Annotated in this window: 4 protein-coding genes; all 4 read left to right on the plus strand. The window is 72.3% G+C overall.

The annotated features are described in order from the left end of the window. Positions 1-5: 5 nt before the first annotated feature. The 4 genes from OHA77_RS28915 (at position 6) to OHA77_RS28930 (ending at position 24,654) form a co-directional block, all read left to right on the plus strand. Entirely contained in the window at positions 6-6,161 is a 6,156-nt protein-coding gene (locus OHA77_RS28915; protein WP_406312549.1) for an SDR family NAD(P)-dependent oxidoreductase, read from the plus strand. 23 nt (positions 6,162-6,184) lie between these two features. Next, positions 6,185-7,090 carry a proline iminopeptidase-family hydrolase gene (locus OHA77_RS28920; RefSeq protein ID WP_406312550.1) on the plus strand — a complete coding sequence of 302 codons (906 nt, stop codon included), beginning with the start codon at positions 6,185-6,187 and terminating at the stop codon, positions 7,088-7,090. A 105-nt stretch (positions 7,091-7,195) separates the two neighbouring features. Next, positions 7,196-8,032, plus strand: a complete 837-nt coding sequence (locus tag OHA77_RS28925; RefSeq protein ID WP_326825036.1) for a mycofactocin-coupled SDR family oxidoreductase — start codon at positions 7,196-7,198, stop codon at positions 8,030-8,032. Between the two features lie 449 nt (positions 8,033-8,481). Then, entirely contained in the window at positions 8,482-24,654 is a 16,173-nt protein-coding gene (locus OHA77_RS28930; RefSeq protein WP_406312551.1) for an SDR family NAD(P)-dependent oxidoreductase, read from the plus strand. The last annotated feature ends 15 nt before the right edge of the window (positions 24,655-24,669 follow it).

A 24,669-nucleotide genomic window follows, 5' to 3' on the forward strand; every position in this document is an offset into this window, starting at 1 on the left:
TCGAGATGGCCAACCCTGACGAAACGCTGGTAAAGGCGCTCCGCTCGGCTCTGAAGGAGACCGAGCGGCTGCGCCAGCAGAACCGGAAACTCCTGGCCGCGCCACGCGAGCCGATCGCGATCGTGGGCATGGCCTGCCGCTATCCGGGCGGCGTGGCCTCACCCGACGATCTGTGGCGGGTCGTGGCCGACGGGGTGGACGCGGTCTCGGGGTTCCCCGGCGACCGTGGCTGGGACGTCGACGGCGTGTACGACCCCGAACCGGGTGTCGAGGGCAAGACGTACACGCGTGAGGGCGGATGGCTCTACGACGCGGCGGAGTTCGACCCGGTCTTCTTCGGGATCAGCCCGAACGAGGCGCTGTACATGGACCCGCAGCAGCGGCTGCTGCTGGAGCTGTCCTGGGAGGCGTTCGAGCGGGCGGGCATCGACCCGGCCTCGCTCAAGGGCGGGAAGACGGGCGTCTTCGCCGGGATGATGTACCACGACTACGCGCTGAACAGCGCCGCCGGTGCCATCGCGTCGGGCCGGATCTCCTACGTGCACGGCTTCGAGGGCCCGTCGATGACCGTGGACACGGCCTGCTCGTCCTCGCTGGTGGCGCTGCACCTGGCCTGCCAGGCGCTGCGCTCGGGGGAGTGCTCGCTGGCGCTGGCCGGTGGCGTGGCCGTGATGGGCACGCTTGAGGTGTTCGTCGAGTTCAGCCGTCAGCGGGGTCTCGCCGTCGACGGCCGGTGCAAGTCGTTCGCCGCCGCCGCGGACGGCACGGGCTGGGGAGAGGGCGCGGGTCTGCTGCTGGTGGAGCGCCTGTCGGACGCGCGGCGCAACGGCCACCCGGTGCTGGCGATCGTCCGCAGTACGGCGATCAACCAGGACGGCGCGTCCAACGGGTTGACCGCGCCGAACGGCCCGTCGCAGCAGCGGGTGATCCGCCAGGCGCTGACCAACGCCGGACTCACGTCGGCGGATGTGGACGCGGTGGAGGCGCACGGCACCGGGACGAAGCTGGGCGATCCGATCGAGGCGCAGGCGCTGCTGGCGACCTACGGCCAGGACCGGCCGGAGGACCGGCCGCTCTGGCTGGGGTCGATCAAGTCGAACATGGGTCACACCCAGGCGGCGGCCGGGGTGGCGGGCATCATCAAGATGGTCCAGGCCATGCGGAACGGCGTGCTGCCCAGGACGCTACATGTGGACGAGCCGACGCCGCAGGTGGACTGGTCGGCGGGGAACGTGAAACTGCTGACCGAGGCGGTCTCGTGGCCGGAGAGTGATCGTCCGCGTCGTGCGGCGGTGTCGTCGTTCGGGCTGAGCGGTACCAACGCGCATGTGATCATCGAGGCGGCCGAGCCGGAGCCGGAGCCGGAATCGGGCTCGGGGCCGGGGTCGGGGTCGGGGTCTGATGGCACGGGGCTGCCGGGGTTGTCGGTGGTGCCGGTGGTGGTGTCGGCTCGTAGTCCTGAGGCGTTGGCGGCGCAGGCGCGGCGGTTGGTTGATTTTGTGCGGGAGCGGCCGGGTCTTGGTCTGGGTGATCTGGGGTTTTCGCTGGCGACGACGCGGGCGGCGTTGGAGCAGCGGGCGGTGGTGGTGGCCGGTGATCGGCAGGAGTTGCTGGATGGTCTGGCGGCGGTGGCCGGTGATGGTCCGGGTGTGGTGCGGGGGTTGGCGCGGGCCAAGGGTTCGACGGCGTTCCTGTTCACCGGTCAGGGTGCGCAGCGGTTGGGGATGGGCCGGGAGCTGTATGCGGCTTTCCCGGTGTTCGCGCAGGCGTTGGACGCGGTGCTGGCCGAGTTGGACGGGCACCTGGATGTTCCGCTGCGTGAGGTGATGTGGGGCGCCGACGCGGAGTTGCTGAATCAGACGGTGTTCACTCAGACGGCGACGTTCGCGGTTGAGGTGGCGCTGTTCCGGTTGGTGGAGTCGTGGGGGGTGCGGCCGGATTATCTGGCGGGGCATTCGATCGGGGAGCTGGCGGCGGCGCATGTGGCGGGGGTGTTGTCGCTGTCGGATGCGTGCGCGCTGGTGGCGGCTCGGGGCCGGTTGATGCAGGCGCTCCCGGCCGGGGGTGCGATGGTCGCGATCCAGGCGACCGAGGAGGAAGTGCTCGCCCTGATCGATGGCGAGGCGGGTCCGGGGGTGGAGGCTGTCGGGCGGGTGAGCACCGTGGCGGCCAACGGTCCGCAGTCGACGGTCGTCTCGGGGACGGAGGTCGCCGTCCGGGTGAGTGCTGCGACTGCTGACGGTCCGCAGTCGGTGGTCGTTTCGGGGGTTGGGTTCGCCGGCCAGGTGAGTGTCGCGGCGGTGAACGGTCCGCGGTCGGTGGTGGTGTCGGGGGTGGAGGACGCGGTGGTGGAGATCGCCGCCCGGTTCACCGCCGAGGGCCGTAAGACCACCCGGCTCAAGGTCTCCCACGCGTTCCACTCGGTTCTGATGGAGCCGATGCTGGCCGAGTTCCGGGCGGTGGCCGAAGGGTTGACCTACCACCCGCCGACGGTCCCGATCGCCCTGGCGGAGGCGCAGGATCCGGAGTACTGGGTGCGGCACGTCCGTGACGCGGTCCGGTTCACCGATCGGGTGGCGTGGCTGGCGGAGCGGGGGGTGGCCCGGTTCGTGGAGGTGGGTCCGGACGGGGTGTTGACCGCGCTGACTCAGCAGATCGTGGATCCGGATGCGGTGACGGTGGTCTCCGGGTTGCGTAAGGGTCGTGGAGAGGCCGCGACGCTGCTGGGTGCGCTGGCCCGGTTGTACGTCGGTGGTGTGCGGGTGGACTGGGGGGCGTTCTACGCCGGGTTCGGGGTCGGCCGGGTGGATCTGCCCACCTACGCCTTCCAACGCCGGCCGTACTGGCTGACCATGCCGGTCGCGGGGAACGTCGCCGACCTCGGACAGGAGTCTGCGGAGCACCCGCTGCTCGGCGCGGTCATCCCGCTGCCGGACACCGACGGCGCGGTGCTGACGGGCCGGCTCTCACTGGACGACCAGCCCTGGCTGGCCGACCACACGGTAGGGGAGACCGTCATCTTCCCCGGTGCCGGGTTCGTCGAGTTGGCGATTCGGGCGGGGGATCAGGTCGGTTGTGATGTGTTGGAGGAGTTGACGTTGCGGGCGCCGTTGGTGGTGCCGGTGCGTGGTGGGGTTCAGGTTCAGGTGTTGGTGGGGGGTGTCGAGGAGTCGGGTGCGCGGAGGTTGACGGTTCATTCGCGTGGTGGGGAGTCGGTTCCGTGGACGTTGCATGCTGAGGGTGTGCTGGCCTCGGGTGGTGCGGCGGTGCCGTTCGAGCCGGTCCCGTGGCCGCCCGCCGGCGCGATCCCGCTGGACGTGACGGACGCCTACGATGTCCTGCGCGATCAGGGGTACGGCTACGGCCCGGCGTTCCAGGGGCTGAAGGCGGCCTGGAGATCGGGCGACTCGGATGAGATCTTCGCCGAGGTCGCCCTGCCCGAGCACGCCCAGGAGGCGGCCGGGCGGTTCGGGGTGCATCCGGCGCTGCTGGACGCGGCGATGCACGCGGTGCTGGTCGACGGCGAGGGCGGTGACCAGGCGGTCCTGCCCTTCGCGTGGTCGGGGGTGACCCTGCACGCGGCGGGCGCGTCGGTGGTCCGGGTGCGGATCTCCCGCTCGGGACCGGAGTCCATCGGGCTGGCGGTGGCCGACACGGCGGGCCGTCCGGTGCTCTCGGTCGGGTCGGTCGTGTCACGGCCGGTCTCGGTGGAGCAGCTGGCGGCGGTGGGGTCGTCGTCGGCCGAGTCGTTGTTCGAGGTGGCGTGGTCGCCGGTGCCGGTGTCATCGGTGCCGGTGTCGTGGGCCTTCTGGGAAGCGCCGGGTACGGAGGCGCCGGAGGTGCTGGTGCTGGAGTGCGGGTCGGCCGGGGATGTGGCCGGGGTGCATGCCGAGGCGCATCGGGTGCTGGGTGTGGTTCAGGAGTGGTTGGCGGAGGAGCGGTTCGCCGCTTCGCGGTTGTTGGTGCTGACCCGGGGTGCGGTGGCGCTGCCGGGTGAGGGTGTGAGTGATCTGGCCGGTGCGGCGGTGTGGGGTCTGGTGCGGGCCGCGCAGGTCGAGAACCCCGATCGGTTCGTGCTGGCCGACCTTGACGATGCCGCCGGCCTTGATTCCGAGCCGGACGTCGCCGCGATCGTGTCCTGTGGTGAGCCGCAGGTCGTGGTGCGCGAGGGCATCACGCATGGTGCGCGGTTGGTGCGGGCGGTGCCGGCGGGTGATGGGCCGGTGTCGCGGTTCGCGGGCCGGGTGCTGGTGACCGGCGGGACGGGTGGTCTGGGTGCTCTGGTGGCCCGGCATCTGGTGGTGGAGCACGGGGTGCGGGAGCTGCTGCTGGTGAGCCGGCGGGGGTTGGATGCGCCCGGGGCATCGGGTCTGGTGCGGGAGCTGGCCGGGCTGGGTGCCGAGGTCACGGTCGCCGCGTGTGACGTGGCTGATCGGGAGGCGCTCGCGGGGTTGCTGGCGGGCCGGGAGTTGGGCGGGGTGGTGCACACCGCGGGCGTGCTGGATGACGGGATGGTCGGGTCGTTGACGCCGGAGCGGATGGATGTGGTGTTGCGGCCGAAGGTGGATGCGGCGTGGAACCTGCACGAGTTGACGGCGGGGATGGATCTGTCGGCGTTCGTGGTGTTCTCCTCGGTGGCGGGGGTGCTGGGTAACGCGGGTCAGGGTAATTACGCGGCGGCGAATGCTTATCTGGATGCGTTGGCGGTGCATCGGCGGGCGCGGGGGTTGGCGGGTCAGTCGCTGGCTTGGGGGTTGTGGGCGCAGGGTGGTGGTATGGCGGGTTCGCTGGGTGAGGTGGAGTTGCAGCGGATGGGTCGTATCGGGGTCGGTGCGCTGTCGGTTGAGCAGGGTTTGTCGTTGTTCGATGCCGCGGTCGGGTTGGATGCGGCGGCGGTGGTGCCGGTGCGGTTGGATCTGAAGGTTCTGGGTCAGGCGGGGGAGGAGTTGCCGCCGATCTATCGGAGTCTGGTGCCTGTGGTGCGCCGCCGTAGTTCTGCTGGTGAGGTCGATGCCGACACCCTGCTCCGGCGACTCACCGGACTCGACGAGCAGGACCAGGAGAAGGTGCTGCTGGACCTCGTCCTGAGGCAGGCCGCCTCGCTGCTCGGCTACGACGGCCCGGAGGACGTCGACCCCGAGCGCGACTTCCTGGAGTCGGGGTTCGACTCCCTCGCCGCGATGGAGCTGCGTAACGGCCTCAACCGGGCGACCGGGCTGCGGCTGCCCCCGATGGTGGTCTTCTCCAACAAGACCCCCGCCGAGCTGACCCGCTCCATCCGGGCCGAACTCGCCGCGCGGGTGAGCGCGGCCGGGCCGGAGCGGACCGTCTCCGCGACGCGATCCGGGGACACACTGAGCGACCTGTTCAGGGGGGCCGTCCTCGCGGACCGGCTGGAGCGCGGCTTCGACCTGCTCACCGCGGCGGCGAAGATCCGGCCGAGCTTCTCGTCACCCGCCGACCTGGAACGCGTCCCCGTCCCGCTGACGCTCGCGGACGGCCCGGCGCGCCCCCGGCTGATCTGTCTCAGCACGCCGATGGCGACCGGCGGCGTGTACCAGCACGCCCGCCTGGCCGCCTACTTCCGGGGCGTACGACCGGTCTCGGCGGTGCCGCTGTCCGGGTTCGACCCGGCCGACAGCCTGCCCACCACCATCGAGGCGGCGGTGGCGGTCGTCGCCGAGAGCACGATCCTGGCCGCGGAGGGCGAGCCCTTCGTCCTGGTCGGCTACTCGGCGGGAGGCGTCTTCGCCATGGCGACCGCCCGGTATCTCGAGGCGGCGGGCGTCCGACCGGCCGGGGTGGTCCTGCTGGACACCTACCGGAGCGAAGGCGGGGGCAAGGCCGGCCTGGCCAAGGAGCTGGTGCTGGGCATGTTCGAAATGGAGCCCACGTTCGGCGGCTTCGACAGCGCCCGGCTCACCACGATGGGCCGCTACGGCGAACTGCTCATCGACATGGTTCCGGAGAGTGTCGAGGCGCCGGTCCTCTTCATCCAGTGCCAGGAGGCATTCGGGGGCGGGCCCGGCGACTGGCGCGCCGCCCCCTGGGATCCGTCCCACGCGGTGCGCACAGTCCAGGCCAACCACTTCAGCATGCTGGAGGGCAAGGCGGAGGCCACCGCCGGGGTCATCGACGAATGGCTGCGGACCGTGGCCTGAGAACCCAGATAGAGGTGGTTACTTTGTCCCAGTCACCGAGGCCGAGCGCCAAGGGGACCGTCCCGTACGGCGAACACGAGACGTGGTACCGCGTCACGGGCGACCTGAACTGCGGGCGCCCGCCGCTCGTCGTCGTGCACGGAGGTCCCGGCAGCACGCACGACTACCTGCTGAACATCGCGAAGCTCGCGGAGCACGGCCATCCGGTCGTGCACTACGACCAGATCGGCAACGGCGGATCCAGCCACCTGCCCGACCGGGGTGCGGACTTCTGGACGGTCGAGCTGTTCCTCGACGAGCTCGCCAACCTCCTGCGGCACCTGCGGATCGACGACGGCTACGTGCTGCTCGGCCAGTCCTGGGGAGGGCTGCTGGCGGCCAAGCACGCCTCCGCGCGGCCGGCCGGTCTGCGCGGCCTGATCATCGCCAACTCCCCGGCCTCCTACCCGCTGTGGCTGCAGGAGATGAAGGTGCTCAGGGACCGTCTTCCCGAGGGGGTCAACGAGACGCTCCTGCGCCACGAGGCGGCCGGTACGACCGGCAGCGAGGAGTATTTCGAGGCCATGCGCGTCTTCTACGAGAAGCACGTGTGCCGGCTCAAGCCGTGGCCGCGCGACTATCTCGCGTCGTTCTACGAGGTGTACAACGACCCGACCGTCTACTACACGATGAACGGCCCGAGCGAGTTCCACGTGATCGGCACGTTGCGTGACTGGTCGGTGGTGGACTGCGTCGCCGACATCGAGGTGCCCACCCTGCTGATCAGTGGTGCGCACGACGAGGCGACCCCGGTGACGGTGCAGCCCTTCCAGGACCTCATCCCCGACGTGCGCTGGGAGATGTTCGCCGAATCCAGCCACATGCCGAATCTCGAGGAGCCCGAGCGTTTTATCGCGGTCGTCCGCGAATACCTGGACGGGCTCCCCTAACAACCGGGTTAGGGGTCTCCTTTTCCCTGGGTAGCCGTTACAAAGAAATCGTTGATATGCGATTAAATGCGCGGAATTCAGACATCGGAGGGCCTCATGGGCCGGGTGCAAGACAAAGTGATTCTGATCACCGGTGCGGCGCGCGGGCAGGGACGCAGCCACGCCGTACGGCTGGCCGAAGAGGGCGCCGACATCATCGCGGTCGACCTCGGCCAGAACCTCGACACCGCCACCTACCCGCTGGCCGGCAGCGAGGACGCCGAGGAGACGGCCCGCCTGGTGGGCAAGACCGGTCGCAGGATCGTGTTCAAGTACGCCGACGTGCGCGACCGGGTGGCCCTGAAGGCCGCCGTCGACGAGGGCGTGGCCGAGCTGGGCCGGCTGGACGTGGTGGTCGCCAACGCCGGGATCTTCCCGGCCGGAGACCGCCCGCTCAGCGCCTTCACCGACACCGTCGACGTCAACCTGAGCGGCACGCTCAACACGGTGCACGCGGCCCTGCCCCACCTGGAGGACGGCACCTCGATCGTCATCATCGGATCGATCGCCCCCTTCATCACCAAGTACGGCGAGCCCGGCCCGATGGGCCCGGGCGGCTCCGGGTACGCCTACGCCAAGCAGGCCATGGTGGACTACGTCAACTGGATGGCGCCGTTCCTGGCCCCGACGAAGCGGCGGATCAACGCCGTGCACCCCGGGTACGTCAACACCGCGATGATCCAGAACGACGACATCTACCGGATCTGGCGGCCCGACCTGGAGAGCCCGACGAGGGAGGACGCCGAGCTGAGCTTCCCCATGGTCCAGGCGATGCCGATCCCGTACGTCGAGCCGAGCGACGTGACGCACGCGGTCACCTACTTCGCCTCCGACGAGTCCCGCTACGTCACCGGGCAGCACCTCAAGGTCGACGGCGGCGCCGTCGTCAAGCAAGGCATGTGAGCGTCCGCTCGGCCCGCCGTCCCTGACGTGGACGGCCGGCACTCACGACGGACATGGCCTGGTTCCTCGCCGGACTCACCGGAGCCGGCGACGTCGACCAGGCCATCCGTCGTATCCCCGGTGCTGCCCCCGCGTCCCGGCAGCCCTCGGACTCACAGGTCAGCGGACCGGACAGACCTCTCCCTCGCGCCGGACCCCGCCGGTCGATCGAACCGGCGGGCCCAACGGCCGACAGTGCGCATCCTCGCGGTGCCGGAAAACAATGGCGCCCCCCTTTGTCGGCGTGCCCGCCGTACGGAATGAACAAATTATTTGTCGCGGTATGGCGGGGCGGGTGGAAAGAGCGGCCCTAGGGGAACGCTAGGGGTTTTTGCCATTATTTTTCCCCATATATCGTGCGATCTAATGTCGTGGCCGACTCTGGACGGTGTCTGCCCGAAAGGACAGAAATGACACATGTGAGCGAGAGTGGACGTTTCGTTTCTGGCGATTCCGGTGACGACGGCGCCGCCCAGCGGCTGCTGAGTCGGCTGGCGGGGCTGCCGGCTCCCGAGCAGGCGCACGTGCTCCTCGATCTGGTCTCCGAGCAGGCTCTCGCCGCTCTGCGCCAGGCCGGGGGAGACGCGGCGGCGCTCGACGCGGGCAGCGCCTTCCGCGAGCTGGGCCTGGACTCCCTTGCCCTGGTGGACCTGCACAAGCGGTTGAACGCGGCCACCGGGCTGGCCCTGACGCCGACGGTCGCCTTCGACCATCCCACCCCGGAGCTGCTGGCCGCCTATCTGCGGACCGAGGTCCTCGGCCTGCCCGAGGAGACCGCGGCGCCGGTGCCCGCCCCCGTCACGGACGACGAGCCGCTCGCCATCGTGGGCGTCGCCTGCCGTTTCCCCGGCGGGGTCTTCTCACCGGAGGACCTCTGGGACCTGGTCGCCGAGGGCAGGACGACGCTCGGGGACTTTCCCGACGACCGCGGCTGGGACCTCGCCGGCCTGTTCGACCCCGACCCGGACGCCCCCGGTACGACCTACGTCGACAAGGGCGGATTCCTCGACACCGCCACCACGTTCGACGCCGACTTCTTCGGCATCGGCCCGCGCGAGGCGCTGGCGATGGACCCGCAGCAGCGCCTGATGCTGGAGACGGCATGGGAGGCGCTGGAGCGGGCCGGCATCGACCCGACCTCGCTGCGCGGCAGCAAGACCGCCGTGTTCGTCGGCGCCGAGGTGCACGAGTACGGCGTGCGGGTGCACGAGGCCCCCGACGGACTCGACGGCTACCTGATGACCGGCAGCCCGCCCAGCGTCATCTCGGGCCGCGTCGCCTACGTGCTGGGCCTGGAGGGCCCCGCGGCGACCGTGGACACCGCGTGCTCGGGCTCGCTCGTCTCCCTGCACCTGGCGGGCCAGGCGCTGCGCACGGGCGAGTGCTCGCTCGCCATCGCCGGCGGCGTCGCCGTCATGGGGACGCCGGGCACCTTCACCGCGTTCAGCCGGCAGCGCGGGCTCGCCCCCGACGGCCGCATCAAGGCGTTCGCCGCCTCGGCCGACGGCACCGGCTTCTCCGAGGGCATCGGCCTGTTCGTGCTCGAACGCCTCTCCGACGCCCGCCGCAACGGTCACTCGGTGCTGGCCCTGGTGCGCGCGTCCGCGGTCAACCAGGACGGCGCGAGCAACGGCCTGACCGCGCCGAGCGGCCCCTCCCAGCGGCGCCTCATCCAGCAGGCCCTGGCCGGCGCGGGCCTCACCCCCGGCGAGGTGGACGCGGTCGAGGCGCACGGCACCGGCACCATGCTCGGCGACCCGATCGAGGCGCAGGCTCTGATCGCCACCTACGGCCAGGGACGCGCGCCGGAGGCGCCGCTCTGGCTCGGCTCGGTGAAGTCCAACCTCGGGCACGCGCAGGCCGCCGCGGGCGCCGCCGGCCTGATCAAAATGATCATGGCGATGCGGCACGGCGTCCTTCCCCGGACCCTGCACGTGGACGAGCCGACGCCGAACGTCGACTGGTCGGCGGGCAACGTGCGGCTGCTCACCGAGCCGGTCCCCTGGGAGGGCAACGGCCACCCCAGGCGGGCGGGCGTGTCCGCGTTCGGCATCAGCGGCACCAACGCCCACGTCATCATCGAGGAGGCGGACCCCGCCGAGGAGGAGCCCGCGGGCCCCCGGGACGGGGTGGCGGGCTGCGTCCCGCTGACGATCTCGGCCAGGACCGGACCCGCCCTCCGGGCCCAGGCCGAGCGGCTGCTGTCCTTCGTCGCGGCCCGTCCGGAGACCGACCTGGCGGACCTGGGCCACACGCTCGGCACCGCCCGCGCCGCCATGCGGCACCGGGCCGTCATCGTCGCCGCCGACCACGGAGAACTGGTGCGCGGCCTGTCCGCGGTCGCCGGGGGCGAGACCGTGCCGGGTGTGTCCCAGGGCGTGGCGGGGGGCAGGCTCGCGTTCCTGTTCACCGGCCAGGGGAGCCAGCGCCTCGCGATGGGCCGCGAGCTGCACGCCGCGTTCCCGGTCTTCGCCCGCGCCTTCGACGATGCGGCCGGGCACCTCGGCATCCAGCTCGACCAGCCGCTCCAGGACGTGCTCTGGGGCGACGACGGAAGCCTCCTCGACCAGACGGTGTACGCGCAGGCGGCCCTGTTCGCCGTCGAGGTGGCGCTGTTCCGCCTCGTCGAGTCGTGGGGACTGCGGCCGGACTTCGTCGCCGGCCACTCGATCGGCGAACTGGCCGCCGCGCACGTGGCCGGGGTGCTCTCGTTGGAGGACGCGGCGACGCTGGTGGCCGCACGCGGCCGGCTGATGCAGGAGCTTCCCCCCGGCGGGGCGATGGTCGCGGTGCAGGCGACGGAGGACGAGGTCCGGCCGCTGCTCGCCGGGCGGGTGGGCATCGCGGCGATCAACTCCGCCGACTCGGTGGTCGTCTCGGGCGACGAGGACCTCGTGCTCCGGATCGCGGCCGGCTTCGCGGAGCGGGGACGCAGGGTCAAGCGGCTCCGGGTCAGTCACGCGTTCCACTCGCCGCTGATGGACCCGATGATCGAGGAGTTCCGCCGGATCGCGCAGATCCTGAAGTACTCCCCGCCGCGCATCCCCGTCGTGTCGAACGTCACCGGCCGGCTGGCCACCGCCGAGGAGCTGTGCTCGCCGGAGTACTGGGTCGAGCACGTGTCCGCGCCCGTGCGGTTCCACGACGGCGTCCGGTGGCTGGCCGGCAACGGCGTCGAGACGTTCGTCGAACTCGGCCCGGACGGCGTCCTCTCGGCGATGGGCCAGGACTGCCTGGCCGAGCACGCGGCGGACATCGCGTTCGTCCCGGCGCTGCGCAGGGACCGCGACGAGCGGCGCGAGCTGGTCTCCGCGGTCGCCCTCGCCCACGCGCGCGGCGCCAGGCTCACCTGGCAGGCGGTCTTCGCCGGAAGCGGAGCCCGCAGGATCGACCTTCCCACCTACGCCTTCCAGCGCCGCCCGTTCTGGCTGAGCCCCTCGGCGGCCGGCGGCGGTGCCCCGGCACTCGGCCAGATCGCCGCCAGGCACCCGCTGCTCGGTGCCGTGGTGGACCTCGCCGACTCCGGCGGGACGGTGCTGACCGGCCGGATCTCGGTGCGCTCGCAGCCGTGGCTGGGCGACCACGTGATCTCCGACACGGTCCTGCTGCCCGGCACCGCCTACGTGGAGCTCGCCCTGCGGGCCGGCGACCAGATCGGCTGCGACCTGCTGGACGAGCTGACCCTGGAGACCCCCCTCGTGCTGCCCGCGAGTGGAGGCGTCGCGCTGCAGGTCGTCGTCGAGGCGGCCGACGAGGAGGAGCGCAGCCTGGTCGAGTTCTACTCGCGCGCCGACGACGCCCCCGAGGACGCCCCCTGGGTCCGGCACGCCAGTGGTGTGCTGGCGCGGCGCGGTGAGCCGGTGACGGTCGCGGCCGGACAGGTCTGGCCGCCGCAGGGCGCGCAGCCGGTGGACGTCACCGGTCTCTACGACGACATGGCCCGCCAGGGCTACGGATACGGCCCGGCCTTCCACGGGGTGCGTGCCGTGTGGAAGCGCGGCAACGAGGTCTTCGCCGAGGTGGCGCTGCCCGAGCAGAACAAGGCGGAGGCCGCCTCCTTCGGCCTGCACCCCGCCCTCCTCGACGCCGTCCTGCACGCCATGGACTTCGCCGAGGAGGAGCCGCCGGCGGACGGCGTCCGCCTGCCGTTCACCTGGAACGGTGTGACGCTGCACTCGACGGGCGCCGCCGCCGTACGCGCGCACATCGTCGCGACCGGCCCCGGTGAGATCTCGCTCACCATCTCCGACATGAGAGGCGAGCCGGTCGCGTCGGTCGAATCCTTCGTCGTGCGCTCGGTGTCGGCGGAGGAGCTGCGCGCCGCCCGCAGCGGAAACGAGCCGCTGTACCAGGTGCGGTGGACCCGGCTCGCCACTGAGGCCACCGCGCAGGACGGCCCGGCCGCCCTGGCCGACCTCGGGGACCTCACCGGTGAGATCTCCGGCGCCGTGCTGTACCGGTGCCCCGACGGACCCGAGGGCGACGTCCCCGCGGCCGTCCGCGCGGTCGCGGAGGAGGTGTTGGCGACGGTCCAGGGCTGGCTGGCCGACGAGCGGACCGCCGACTCCCGGCTGGTGGTCGTGACCCGCGGCGCGGTCGCCGCCGAGCCGGGCGAGGAGGTCGACATACGGCAGGCGCCGGTGTGGGGCCTGATCCGCGCGGCCCAGGTGGAGAACCCCGGCCGTCTCGTCATCGTCGACGTCGAGGGCGCTCCCGGCGAGCCCCTCGACGACACCGCCCTCACCGCCGCGGTCGCCTCCGGCGAACCCGAACTGGCGGTCCGCGGCGGGGAACCGCGCGTGCCGCGGCTGGTGACGGTCCCGGTCCCGGCGTCGGAGAAGCCGTCCCCGTGGGGCCCGGACGGGACCGTCCTGATCACCGGCGGCACCGGTGCCCTCGGCGCGCTCGTCGCGAGGCATCTGGTCACCGGGCACGGCGTGCGGCATCTGCTGCTGACCAGCCGGCGCGGCGGCGACGCCCCGGGAACGGCCGAGCTGTCGGCCGAACTCACCGCGCTCGGCGCGTCCGTCACGGTGGCCGCGTGTGACGTGGCCGACCGGGACGCCCTCGCCGAGGTGCTGGCCGGGATCCCTGCCGAGCACCCGCTGGCCGGGGTGGTGCACACGGCGGGCGTGCTGGACGACGGCGTGATCGGGTCGATGACCCCCGGGCGGCTGGACACCGTGTTCCGCCCGAAGGTGGACGCGACCTGGAACCTGCACGAGCTCACCGCCGGCCTCGGTCTCTCGGCGTTCGTCACGTACTCCTCGACGGCGACGATCCTCGACGGCGCGGGACAGAGCAACTACGCGGCCGCGAACGCCTTCCTCGACGCCCTGGCCGCCGGCCGGGCCGCCGCCGGACTGCCCGCCACCTCGCTGGCCTGGGGCGTCTGGACCGGTGACGGCGGCATGGGAGACCAGCTCGACGAGGCCGCCATCCGGCGCGTCGAGCGGCTGGGTCTCGACCTGTTGTCGTCCGACGAGCACCTCGCCCTCTTCGACAGGGCACTGGCCGGTGACGAGCCCGCCGTCGTGCCCGTGCGGGTGAACCTCCAGGCACTGCGCGGCCGTACCGGGGAGATCCCGGGGATGCTGCGCGGCCTGGTACGGCCGCCCGCCCGCCGGTCCGCCACCGGCGGGCCGGTCTCCGTGGAGCTGTCGCTGGCGCAGCAGTTCGCCGGCCTGCCGGACACCGAACGCGACGAGGCGTTCCTGGAACTCGTCCGCACGCAGGCCGCGGCCGTACTCGGGCACGACGGACCGGACGCCGTGGACGCGACCAGGGTGTTCAACGAGATCGGCTTCGACTCCCTGGCCGCCGTGGAGCTGCGCAACCGGCTCAACTCCGCCACCGGCCTCCGGCTGAGCGCGACCCTCACCTTCGACTACCCGACCCCGGACGCGCTGGCCAGGCACCTGGCCGCCAAGGTGCTCAGCGTCCGCGAGGACACGTCCCGGCCCGCGAGGCCCGCCGTGGCCACCGACGACGAACCGATCGTGATCGTCGGCATGGCGTGCCGCTACCCCGGCGGAGTGACCTCCCCCGAGGACCTGTGGCGGATGGTCGCCGAGGGCGCCGACGTGGTCTCGCCGTTCCCCGAGGACCGCGGCTGGGGCAGGGACCTGTACGACCCCGAGCCGGGCAAGCCGGGCAGGAGCTACACCCGCGAGGGCGGCTTCCTCTACGACGCGGGCGAGTTCGACGCCGACTTCTTCGGGATCAGCCCGCGTGAGGCCCAGGCCATGGACCCGCAGCAGCGGCTGCTGCTGGAGATCTCCTGGGAGACCTTCGAACGGGCGGGCATCGACCCCGCGTCCATGAAGGGCAGCGACACCGGCGTCTTCGCCGGCGTGATGTACCACGACTGGGGACTGCGGCTGGGGCCGCTGCCGGAGGACGTCGCCGGCTACCACGGCAACGGCAGCCTGGCCAGTGTCGTGTCCGGCCGCGTCGCCTACGCCCTCGGTCTCGAAGGACCGGCCGTGACGGTGGACACGGCCTGCTCCTCCTCGCTCGTCGCCATGCACTGGGCGATGCAGGCCCTGCGCCGGGGCGAGTGCGGGCTGGCGCTGGCCGGCGGCGTGACCGTCATGTCGACCCCCGACACCTTCGTGGACATGGCCAGGCAGGGTGGCCTGGCGGCGGATGGGCGGTGCAAGTCGTTCGGCTCGGGCGCGGACGGCACGGGCTGGGGCGAGGGCGTCGGCATGCTGCTGCTTGAGCGACTGTCGGACGCGGAGCGCAACGGCCACCGGATCCTCGCCGTCGTCCGTGGGTCCGCGGTCAACTCCGACGGCGCGTCCAACGGGCTGACCGCGCCGAACGGCCCGTCGCAGCAGCGGGTGATCCGCCAGGCCCTCGCCAGCGGCGGTCTGACCGGCGCCGACGTGGACGCCGTCGAAGGACACGGTACGGGCACCACGCTGGGCGACCCGATCGAGGCGCAGGCGCTGCTGGCGACCTACGGGCAGGACCGGCCGGAGGACCGGCCGCTCTGGCTGGGGTCGATCAAGTCGAACATGGGACACGCGCAGGCGGCGGCGGGCGTGGCCGGTGTGATCAAGATGGTCCAGGCGATGCGGCACGGCGTGCTGCCCCGCACCCTGCACGTCGAGGAGCCCTCGCCGCAGGTGGACTGGTCCTTCGGAGCGGTCGAACTGCTGCGGGAACCGGTCGAGTGGCGGGAGACCGGCCGTCCCCGCCGGGCGGGCGTCTCGTCGTTCGGTATCAGTGGTACCAACGCGCATGTGATCGTTGAGGAGGCGCCGGCGGTCGAGGCTTCCGGGTTGCCTGTCACGAACGGGTCGCTCATGCCGTGGGTGGTGTCGGGTAAGTCGCCGCAGGCGTTGCGGGCGCAGGCGGGGAAGCTTCGTTCCCATGTGGAGTCGTTGCCGGAGGAGCGGCTGGCGGCGGTGGGTTCTGCGCTCGTCACGACGCGGGCAGCGTTGGAGTATCGGGCGGTGCTGGTGGGCGAGGATCGTGCGGCGATGCTGGACGGTCTGGCGGTGTTGGCCGAGGGGTCTACCGGGGTGTCGGCGGGCGAGGGTGTGGTCCAGGACTCGGTCCGGTCGGGCAGGCTCGCGTTCCTGTTCACCGGTCAGGGTGCCCAACGGCTCGGCATGGGCCGAGAGTTGTACGAGGCCTTCCCGGTGTTCGCCGACGTGCTGGACGCGGTGCTCGCCGAGCTCGACGGGCACCTGGATCTCCCGCTGCGTGAGGTGATGTGGGGGCAGGACGCTGAGCTGCTGAATCAGACGGTCTATACCCAGACGGCGACGTTCGCGGTCGAGGTGGCGCTGTTCCGGCTCGTCGAATCGTGGGGCGTGCGGCCGGATTATCTGGCGGGGCACTCGATCGGGGAGCTGGCCGCGGCGCATGTGGCCGGGGTGCTGTCCTTAAAGGATGCGGCTCGGTTGGTGGCGGCTCGGGGCCGGTTGATGCAGGCGCTCCCGGCCGGGGGTGCGATGGTCGCGATCCAGGCGACCGAGGAGGAAGTGCTTCCGCTGGTGACCGAGAAGGTGAGCATCGCGGCGGTCAACGGCCCGCGGTCCGTCGTGATCTCGGGGGTGGAGGACGCGGTGGTGGAGATCGCCGCCCGGTTCACCGCCGAGGGCCGTAAGACGACCCGGCTCAAGGTCTCCCACGCCTTCCACTCGGTTCTGATGGAGCCGATGCTGGCGGAGTTCCGGGCGGTCGCCGAAGGGTTGACCTACCACCCGCCGACGGTCCCGATCGCCCTGGCGGAGGCGCAGGATCCGGAGTACTGGGTGCGGCACGTCCGTGACGCGGTCCGGTTCACCGATCGGGTGGCGTGGCTGGCGGAGCGCGGGGCCGTGACGTTCGTCGAGCTGGGTCCGGACGCGGTGCTGTCGGCGATGGCCGCCGGTGGCGTCGCCGATGAGGACGGTATGGCGTTCGTCTCCGTGCTGCGTCGGGGCCGTGACGAGCGGCGTGAGTTGCTTTCGGCGCTGGGCCGGGCCTATGCCCGTGGCATCGCGCTCGACTGGAAGGCCTTCTTCTCCGGAGCCGCCGTCACCGGGATCGACCTGCCCACCTACGCCTTCCAGCGGAAGAGGTACTGGCTGGACGTCGCGGGCAGGCAGACCGGCGACGTCGGCTCGGCCGGCCTGGAGCCGGTCGAGCACCCGCTGCTCAGCGCCGCACTCGTGGCCCCGGACTCGGGCGGAGTGGTGCTGACCGGGCGCCTGTCGCTGGACGCCCAGGCGTGGATCGCCGACCACGGCGTGCTCGGCCGGATCCTGCTGCCCGGCACCGGATTCGTCGAGCTGGCGGCGCGGGCGGGCGACCAGGTGGGCTGCGGGCGCATCGACGAGCTGACCCTGGAGGCGCCGCTGGTGCTGCCCGAGCGCGGCGGCCTCGCCCTGCAGGTCGTCGTCGGCGAGCCGGACACGACGGGCCTGCGACCGATCAACATCTACTCCAGGGATGACGAAGGGGACCGCCCGTGGACCCGGCACGCTACCGGTGCCCTCGCCCGCGACGCGGAGGTTCCCACCTTCGACCTGGCACAGTGGCCGCCGCGTGGCGCGACCGCGATCGAGGTCGAGGGCGCCTATGAGCACCTGGCCGCCCGGGGTTACGGCTACGGGCCGCTGTTCCAGGGGCTGAAGGCGGCCTGGAAGTCGGGCGACGACGTGTTCGCCGAGGTCGCCCTCCCCGAAGAGGCACACGACGAGGCCCGGCGGTTCGGGCTGCACCCGGCGCTGCTGGACACGGCGATGCACGCCGACCTGCTCGCCGAGGCGGGCCGGACCCTGTTGCCCTTCACCTGGGCCGGGGTGACCCTGCACGCGGCGGGGGCGACCGAGCTGCGGGTACGCATCCGCCGGATCCGCGGCGAGGAGGTCTCCGCCATCGACGTGGCCGACGCGACCGGCCGGCCGGTGCTGTCGGTCGGCTCGCTGGTCTCGCTGCCCGTCTCGGCCGAACAGCTCAACGCCGCGCAGGGCGATCAGCGCCGGTCACCGTTCAAGGTGGACTGGACCGAGATAGCCGCACCCACGGCTCAGGTGGATGGCTGGGTCGTGGTGGGGGCGGGTGAGGAGTTGTCCTCGCTGGGTGGTGTGGTGCCCGGGGTGGTGGTTGTGGAGTGTGCTGCGCCGTCGGGTGAGGTTCTGTCCGATGTGCGCACGGTGGGTGGTCACGCGCTGAGTGTGGTTCAGGAGTGGTTGGCTGAGGAGCGGTTTGCTGCTTCGCGGTTGGTGGTGGTGACCCGGGGTGCGGTCGCGGTGGGGCCGGATGAGGACGTCGATGTGCGGCAGGCGCCGGTGTGGGGTCTGGTCCGTGCGGCTCAGGCGGAGAATCCGGGCCGGTTCGTGCTGGTGGACGTCGACGGGACGGAGGATCTCTCCCGGTTGGTGGGCGTGCTGGGTGATGAGCCCGAGGTGGCGGTGCGCCGGGGTGAGGTGCGGGTGCCGCGTCTGACCAGGGTGGCGGTGACGGCGGCGGTCCCGGACTGGGGGACGGGTGCGGTGCTGGTCACGGGTGGTACGGGTGGTCTGGGTGCTTTGGTGGCTCGTCATCTGGTGGTGGAGCACGGGGTGCGGGAGTTGGTGTTGACCAGTCGTCGGGGGCTGGGTGCTCCGGGTGCGGTGGAGTTGCAGCGGGAGCTGTCCGGGTTGGGTGCCGAGGTCACGGTCGCGGCGTGTGATGTGGCGGACCGGGAGGCGCTTGCGGAGTTGCTGGCGGGGATTGGTTCGTTGACCGGTGTGGTGCATGCGGCGGGGGTGGCTGACAACGGGTTGGTCGGTGCGTTGACGGTGGAGCGGTTGGATGCGGTGCTGGCGCCGAAGGCGGACGCGGCGTGGCATCTGCATGAGTTGACGGCGGATCTGGGGTTGTCGGCGTTCGTGTTGTTCTCTTCGGCGGGTGGTCTGGTGCTGGCCGCGGGGCAGGGTAATTACGCGGCGGCGAATGTGTTCCTGGATGGGTTGGCGGCGCATCGCAGGGCGTCGGGGTTGCCCGCGACCGCGATGGCCTTCGGCCTCTGGGAGGTGAACACCGGCCTCGGTGGCGAGCTGACCGGCTCCGACCTGGACCGGATGCGGCGGCTGGGGCTGCCCGCGCTGACCGTGGCAGAGGGACTGGCGTCGTTCGACGCGGCGCTCGCCACCGGAGAGGCCGCGGTGGTGTCCGTCAACGTGGACCAGGCCACCCTCCGGGCCAGGGCCGACGAGATCCCCGCGCTGCTGCGCGGACTCGTGCGCGGCCCGGCCCGCCGGATGGCGAGCGGCGCGGGCCAGGAAGGGGAGGGCGACGCGCTGGCCCGCCGGCTCGCCGGGCTCACCGAGGCGGAGCGCGACCGCGCGCTGCTGGAACTGGTGCGCACCCACGTCGCGACCGTGCTGGGCCACGCCGATGCCGGAGCGGTCGGTCCCGACCGGGCTTTCAAGGAACTCGGGTTCGACTCGCTGGCCGCGGTGGAACTGCGCAACGCGTTGAGATCGGCCACCGGCCTGCAGCTGCCCGCCACACTGGTGTTCGACTACCCGACCACGCGTGCGGCTGCCGACCACCTCAAGACGAAGCTCTCCGGCGTGGCCGTCACGGCACCCGTGCCGGCCGCCACGACGACCGCCACGGTGTCGCCGGACGAGCCGATCGCGATCGTCGCGATCAGCTGCCGGTTCCCCGGCGGCGTGCGCTCCGCGGAGGACCTGTGGCGGCTGGTGGCCGACGGGGTGGACGCGACCTCGGACTTCCCCGCCGACCGCGGCTGGGACGTCGACGGCGTCTACGACCCCGAGCCCGGCACACCGGGCAAGACCTACGCGCGCCGCGGTGGGTTCCTGCACGACGCGACGGAGTTCGACCCCGAGTTCTTCGGCATCATGCCGCGCGAGGCACTGGCCATGGACCCGCAGCAGCGGTTGCTGCTCCAGGCGGCATGGGAGGCGTTCGAGCTGGGCGGGATCGACCCCGAGTCGATGCGCGGCAGCCAGACCGGTGTCTACGCGGGTGTGATGTACCACGAGTACGGCAGCCGGCTGTCGAGTGTGCCGGACGACCTGGCCGGCTACCTCAGCAACGGCAGCGCGGCGAGCATCGCCTCGGGACGGGTCGCCTACACGCTCGGCCTCGAAGGCCCTGCGGTCACCGTGGACACGGCCTGCTCGTCCTCGCTGGTGGCCATCCACCTGGCCTGCCAGGCGCTGCGCCAGAACGAGATCTCCATGGCGCTCGCAGGCGGCGTGACGGTGCTGCCGACGCCGGATGTGTTCGTGGACTTCAGCCGCCAGCGCGGCCTGTCGGCGGACGGCCGGTGCAGGTCGTTCGGCTCCGGGGCGGACGGCACGGGCTGGAGCGAGGGCATCGGTGTCCTGCTGCTCGAACGGCTGTCGGACGCGGAGCGCAACGGCCACCCCGTGCTGGCCGTCGTGCGCGGCTCGGCGATCAACCAGGACGGCGCGTCGAACGGGCTGACGGCTCCCAACGGGCCGTCCCAGCAGCGGGTGATCCAGCGGGCGCTGGCCGCCTCCGGGCTGACGACCTCCGAGGTGGACGCGGTGGAGGCGCACGGCACCGGCACCCGGCTGGGTGACCCGATCGAGGCCCAGGCGCTGCTGGCCACCTACGGTCAGGACCGGCCCGAGGACCGGCCGCTCTGGCTGGGCTCGATCAAGTCGAACATGGGTCACGCGCAGGCGGCGGCGGGCGTGGCCGGTGTGATCAAGATGGTCGAGGCCATCCGGAACGGGACGCTGCCTCCGACCCTGTACGCCGAGGAGCCGTCGCCGCAGGTGGACTGGGCGGCGGGGAACGTGAAGCTGCTCACCGAGGCGGTCTCGTGGCCGGAGAACGGCCACCCGAGGCGGGCGGGCGTCTCGTCGTTCGGGCTGAGCGGCACCAACGCGCACGTGATCGTCGAGCAGGCGCCACGGGCGGACCACACCGAGCCGGCGGACGCCGTACCGGAACCGCCGCTCGTGCCGCTGGTGCTGTCGGCGAAGACCGCGAAGGCCCTGCCCGCGCAGGCGGAACGGCTGCGGGAGCACCTCACCGCGGACCCCGGCTCGCGCCTGGTCGACGTCGGCTTCTCACTGGCGACGACCCGGGCCGCGCTGGAGCACCGCGCGGTGGTGCTCGCCTCCGATCACGAGGCCGCGCTGCGCGCGCTCACCGCGCTCGCACGGGACGAGGAACCGGCGGACGTGGTGCGGGGATCGGCCTCCGCCACGGGGCTGACCGCGTTCCTGTTCACCGGCCAGGGCGCGCAGCGGCTGGGCATGGGCCGGGAGCTGTACGAGACCTTCCCGGTGTTCGCCGACGCGCTGGACACCGTGTGCGGACACCTGGACCCGCATCTCCCGCAGCCGTTGCGCGAGGTGATGTGGGGGCACGACGCCGACCTGCTGAACCAGACGGTGTACACCCAGGCCGGACTGTTCGCGGTCGAGGTCGCGCTGTTCCGGCTCGTCGAGTCGTGGGGGCTGGCCCCCGACGTCGTGATGGGCCACTCGATCGGGGAGTTGGCGGCGTCCCATGTGGCGGGGGTGCTGTCCCTGCCGGACGCCTGCACCCTGGTGGCGGCTCGCGGCCGGTTGATGCAGGCGCTTCCGCAGGGGGGCGCGATGATCGCGGTGCAGGCCACCGAGGAGGAGGTCCTGCCGCTGGTGACCGATCGGGTGAGTATCGCGGCGGTGAACGGGCCGCGCTCGGTGGTCGTGTCCGGGGTGGCGGACGTGGTCGAGGAGATCGCGGCACGGCTGACCGCCGAGGGCCGCAAGACCACCCGGCTGCGGGTCTCGCACGCGTTCCACTCGGTGCTGATGGAGCCGATGCTGGAGGAGTTCGGGAACGTCGCCCGGCGGCTCGCCTACCACGAGCCGAGGATCCGCGTGGTGTCCAACCTGACCGGCGGCCTGGCCGAGACGCAGGACGCGGACTACTGGGTGCGGCACGTGCGTGAGGCGGTCCGCTTCGCCGACGGCGTGCGCCACCTGGAGTCGGAAGGGGTGACCTGGTTCGTCGAGCTGGGCCCCGACGGCGTGCTCACCGCGATGGCCGAGAGCTGCCTCACCGGGTCCGGCCGGACGCTGGTTCCCGTGCTGCGCCGGGACAGGCCGGAGGCCGAGACCGCGGTCACCGCGGTCGCCCGGCTGCACGGGACGGGCGCGAGCCCCGACTGGGGGAGGTTCTTCGCCGGATGGAGCCCCGGCCGGGTCGAACTGCCGACGTACGCGTTCGAGAAGCGCCGCTACTGGCTGGACGCCCTGCCCACGACCGGCGGCGACGTGGTCATGAGCGGCCAGCAGGCGGCGGAGCACCCGCTGCTGAGCGCGGTGGTCGCCGCACCGGAGGCGGGCGGCGTGGTGCTCACCGGCCGGCTGGCCATCGACACGCAGACGTGGCTGGCCGACCACGCCGTGCAGGGCACCCTCCTGCTGCCCGGCACCGGATACGTGGAGCTGGCGCTGCGTGCCGGTGAGGAGGTGGGCTGCGACCTGGTCGAGGAGCTCACGATCGAGGCGCTGATGACGCTCACCGAGACCGGCGGCACCGCGATCCAGGTCGTCGTCGGCGAGGCGGACGGCTCCGGCAGGCGCCCCCTGACGGTGTACTCCAGAGTGGAGGACGCGCCACCGCACGTGCCGTGGACCCGGCACGCGTCGGGTGTCCTCGCCGCCGGAGAGGACACGCCGGTGACCCCCGCGTCGTTCCAGCTCGGGTCCGGCGTCTGGCCGCCCGCCGGGTCCGAGGCGGTGGACATCAGCGACGTCTACGACTACCTCACCAGCCAGGGCTACCACTACGGCCCGATGTTCCGCGGCCTGCGCTCGGTCTGGCGGCGGGGTGAGGAGGTCTTCGCCGAGGTCGCGCTCCCCGACGAGGCGTGGACCGACGCGGCCGAGTTCCGCGTGCACCCGTCGCTGCTCGACGCCGCGCTGAGCGCCACCGACTTCCTCGGCGGGCGCATGCCGCAGGACATCGGAGCCTCGCAGCTCCCCTTCGCCTGGACCGGCGTCACGCTGCACTCCGGCGGTGCGCCGCGGATGCGGGTACGGATCACCGGCATCGGGCCGGACTCGGTGCGGCTGGAACTCGCGGACAGCACGGGCGCGCCCGTCGCGACCGTGGAGTCGCTGGTGGTCCGGCCCGTCACACCGGACAGGATCGCCGCCGCGGCGGCGGCCTCCACCGGCACCAGGCAGCGGGAGTCGCTGTACCAGGTCGGCTGGAGTCATCTGCCGGTCGGCACCGCCGCGGAGGCCGCGCCCGGCGCCTGGGCGGTGCTCGGCACCGACGGCCTCGGCCTCGACGGCGCGGCCGTGTTCCCGGACCTCGACGCGCTGGTCACAGCCGTCGACGGCGGCGCCGCCGTACCGGAACTGGTGGCGTTGCCCTGCCCCGCGCCCGCCGGCGAGATGTCCGCGGCCGTGCGCTCGGTGCTGGATCGGGTGCTCGGCACGCTGAAGTCCTGGCTCACCGAACCGCGGTTCGCCTCCTCCCGGCTGGTGGTCGTCACCCGTGGCGCCGTCGGCGTGGCGGAGGAGGACGAGGTCGACGTACGGCTCGCGCCGGTGTGGGGCCTGGTCCGCGGCGCCCAGGCGGAGAATCCCGGCCGGTTCCTGCTGGTGGACCTCGACGACGACCGGATGCCGTCCTACCTGCCCTCACTCGGCGAACCGGAGATCGCGGTGCGTGGCATCGACGTACGGGTGCCACGCCTGGCCGGGGTGCCGGCGAGCGACGTGGAGAGCGCCGCGCCGTGGGACGGTTCCGGCACGGTCCTGGTCACCGGGGGGACGAGCGGACTGGGCGCCCTGGTGGCCCGGCACCTCGTGTCCGTGCACGGAGTCAGGCATCTGCTGCTGACCAGCCGCCGGGGCCCCGACGCCGCCGGGGTCGCGGAGCTGCGCGAGGAACTGGGCGGGCTGGGCGCGAGCGTCACCGTGGCCGCGTGCGACGTCGCCGACCGGGACGCCCTGGCGGAGACGCTGGCGTCGATCCCGGACGCGCACCCGCTGCGCGGCGTGGTGCACGCCGCCGGCGTCATGGACAACGGCCTGCTCGAATCGCTCACCTCCCGGCAGTTCGACGACGTCCTCGCCCCCAAGGTCGCGGGCGCCTGGAACCTGCACGAGCTGACCGCCGGTCTCGACCTGTCGGCGTTCGTGCTGTTCTCCTCCGTCTCCGGACTGGTGATGGGGGCGGGGCAGGCGAACTACGGGGCGGCCAACAGGTTCGGCGACGCGCTGGCCTGGCAGCGCCGGGCCGCGGGTCTCCCGGCCACCGCACTGGCCTACGGACTGTGGACGACGCAGACCGGGCTCGGCGGGACGGCGGTCGACGCCGGGACGGAGGAGCAGCGGATGGCCGGGCAGGGCATGCCGCCGATCTCGTCGGCCGAGGGGCTGGTGCTCTTCGACGAGGCCATCGGTCTCGGCGAGGCGCTACTGGTCCCGATGCGGCTGGACGCGGAGAAGCTCGCCGCCTCGGGAGCCGAGGTGTCCGCCATGTTCCGCGACATCGTCCGGACGAACAGCCGCCGTCCTACGCGGTCCGCACCCCGGCGGGCACCCCAGGCCGCGGCCTCCGCGAGCCCGGTGCCGCTGGAGCAGCGTCTCGCCGGGCTCGGCCGGGCCGAGCGGGACAGGGTCCTGCTCGACCTGGTCCGGACGCACGTCGCGGCGGTGCGTCACGACGAGCCCGACGCGATCGAGCCCGACCGCGGGTTCACCGAGATGGGACTCGACTCGCTGGCCGGGATCGAGCTGCGCAACCGGCTGCAGACCGCCACCGGGCTCCGGCTGCCCGCGACGCTGATGTTCGACTACCCCAACCCGTCCGCGCTGGCCGCCTTCCTGCTCGCCGAGCTCCTGCCCGACATCGAGGACGCACCGGCCGTGGACATGGAGGAGAGCGAGATCCGCGCGGCCATCGAGGGGATCCCGATCACCAGGTTGCGCGAGGCCGGGCTGCTTGACGCGCTCCTCGGACTCGCCACACCCGACCAGGCCCAGCCGAGTCGACCGGCCGCCGACCAGAGCGACGCGATCAGGAACATGGCGATCGACGACCTCGTCCGCGCGGCCCTCGCGACCGGCGACTCCAACTGAGCGAGAGGCTGACCC

Source organism: Streptosporangium sp. NBC_01639, assembly GCF_045209755.1.
Lineage (GTDB): Bacteria > Actinomycetota > Actinomycetes > Streptosporangiales > Streptosporangiaceae > Streptosporangium.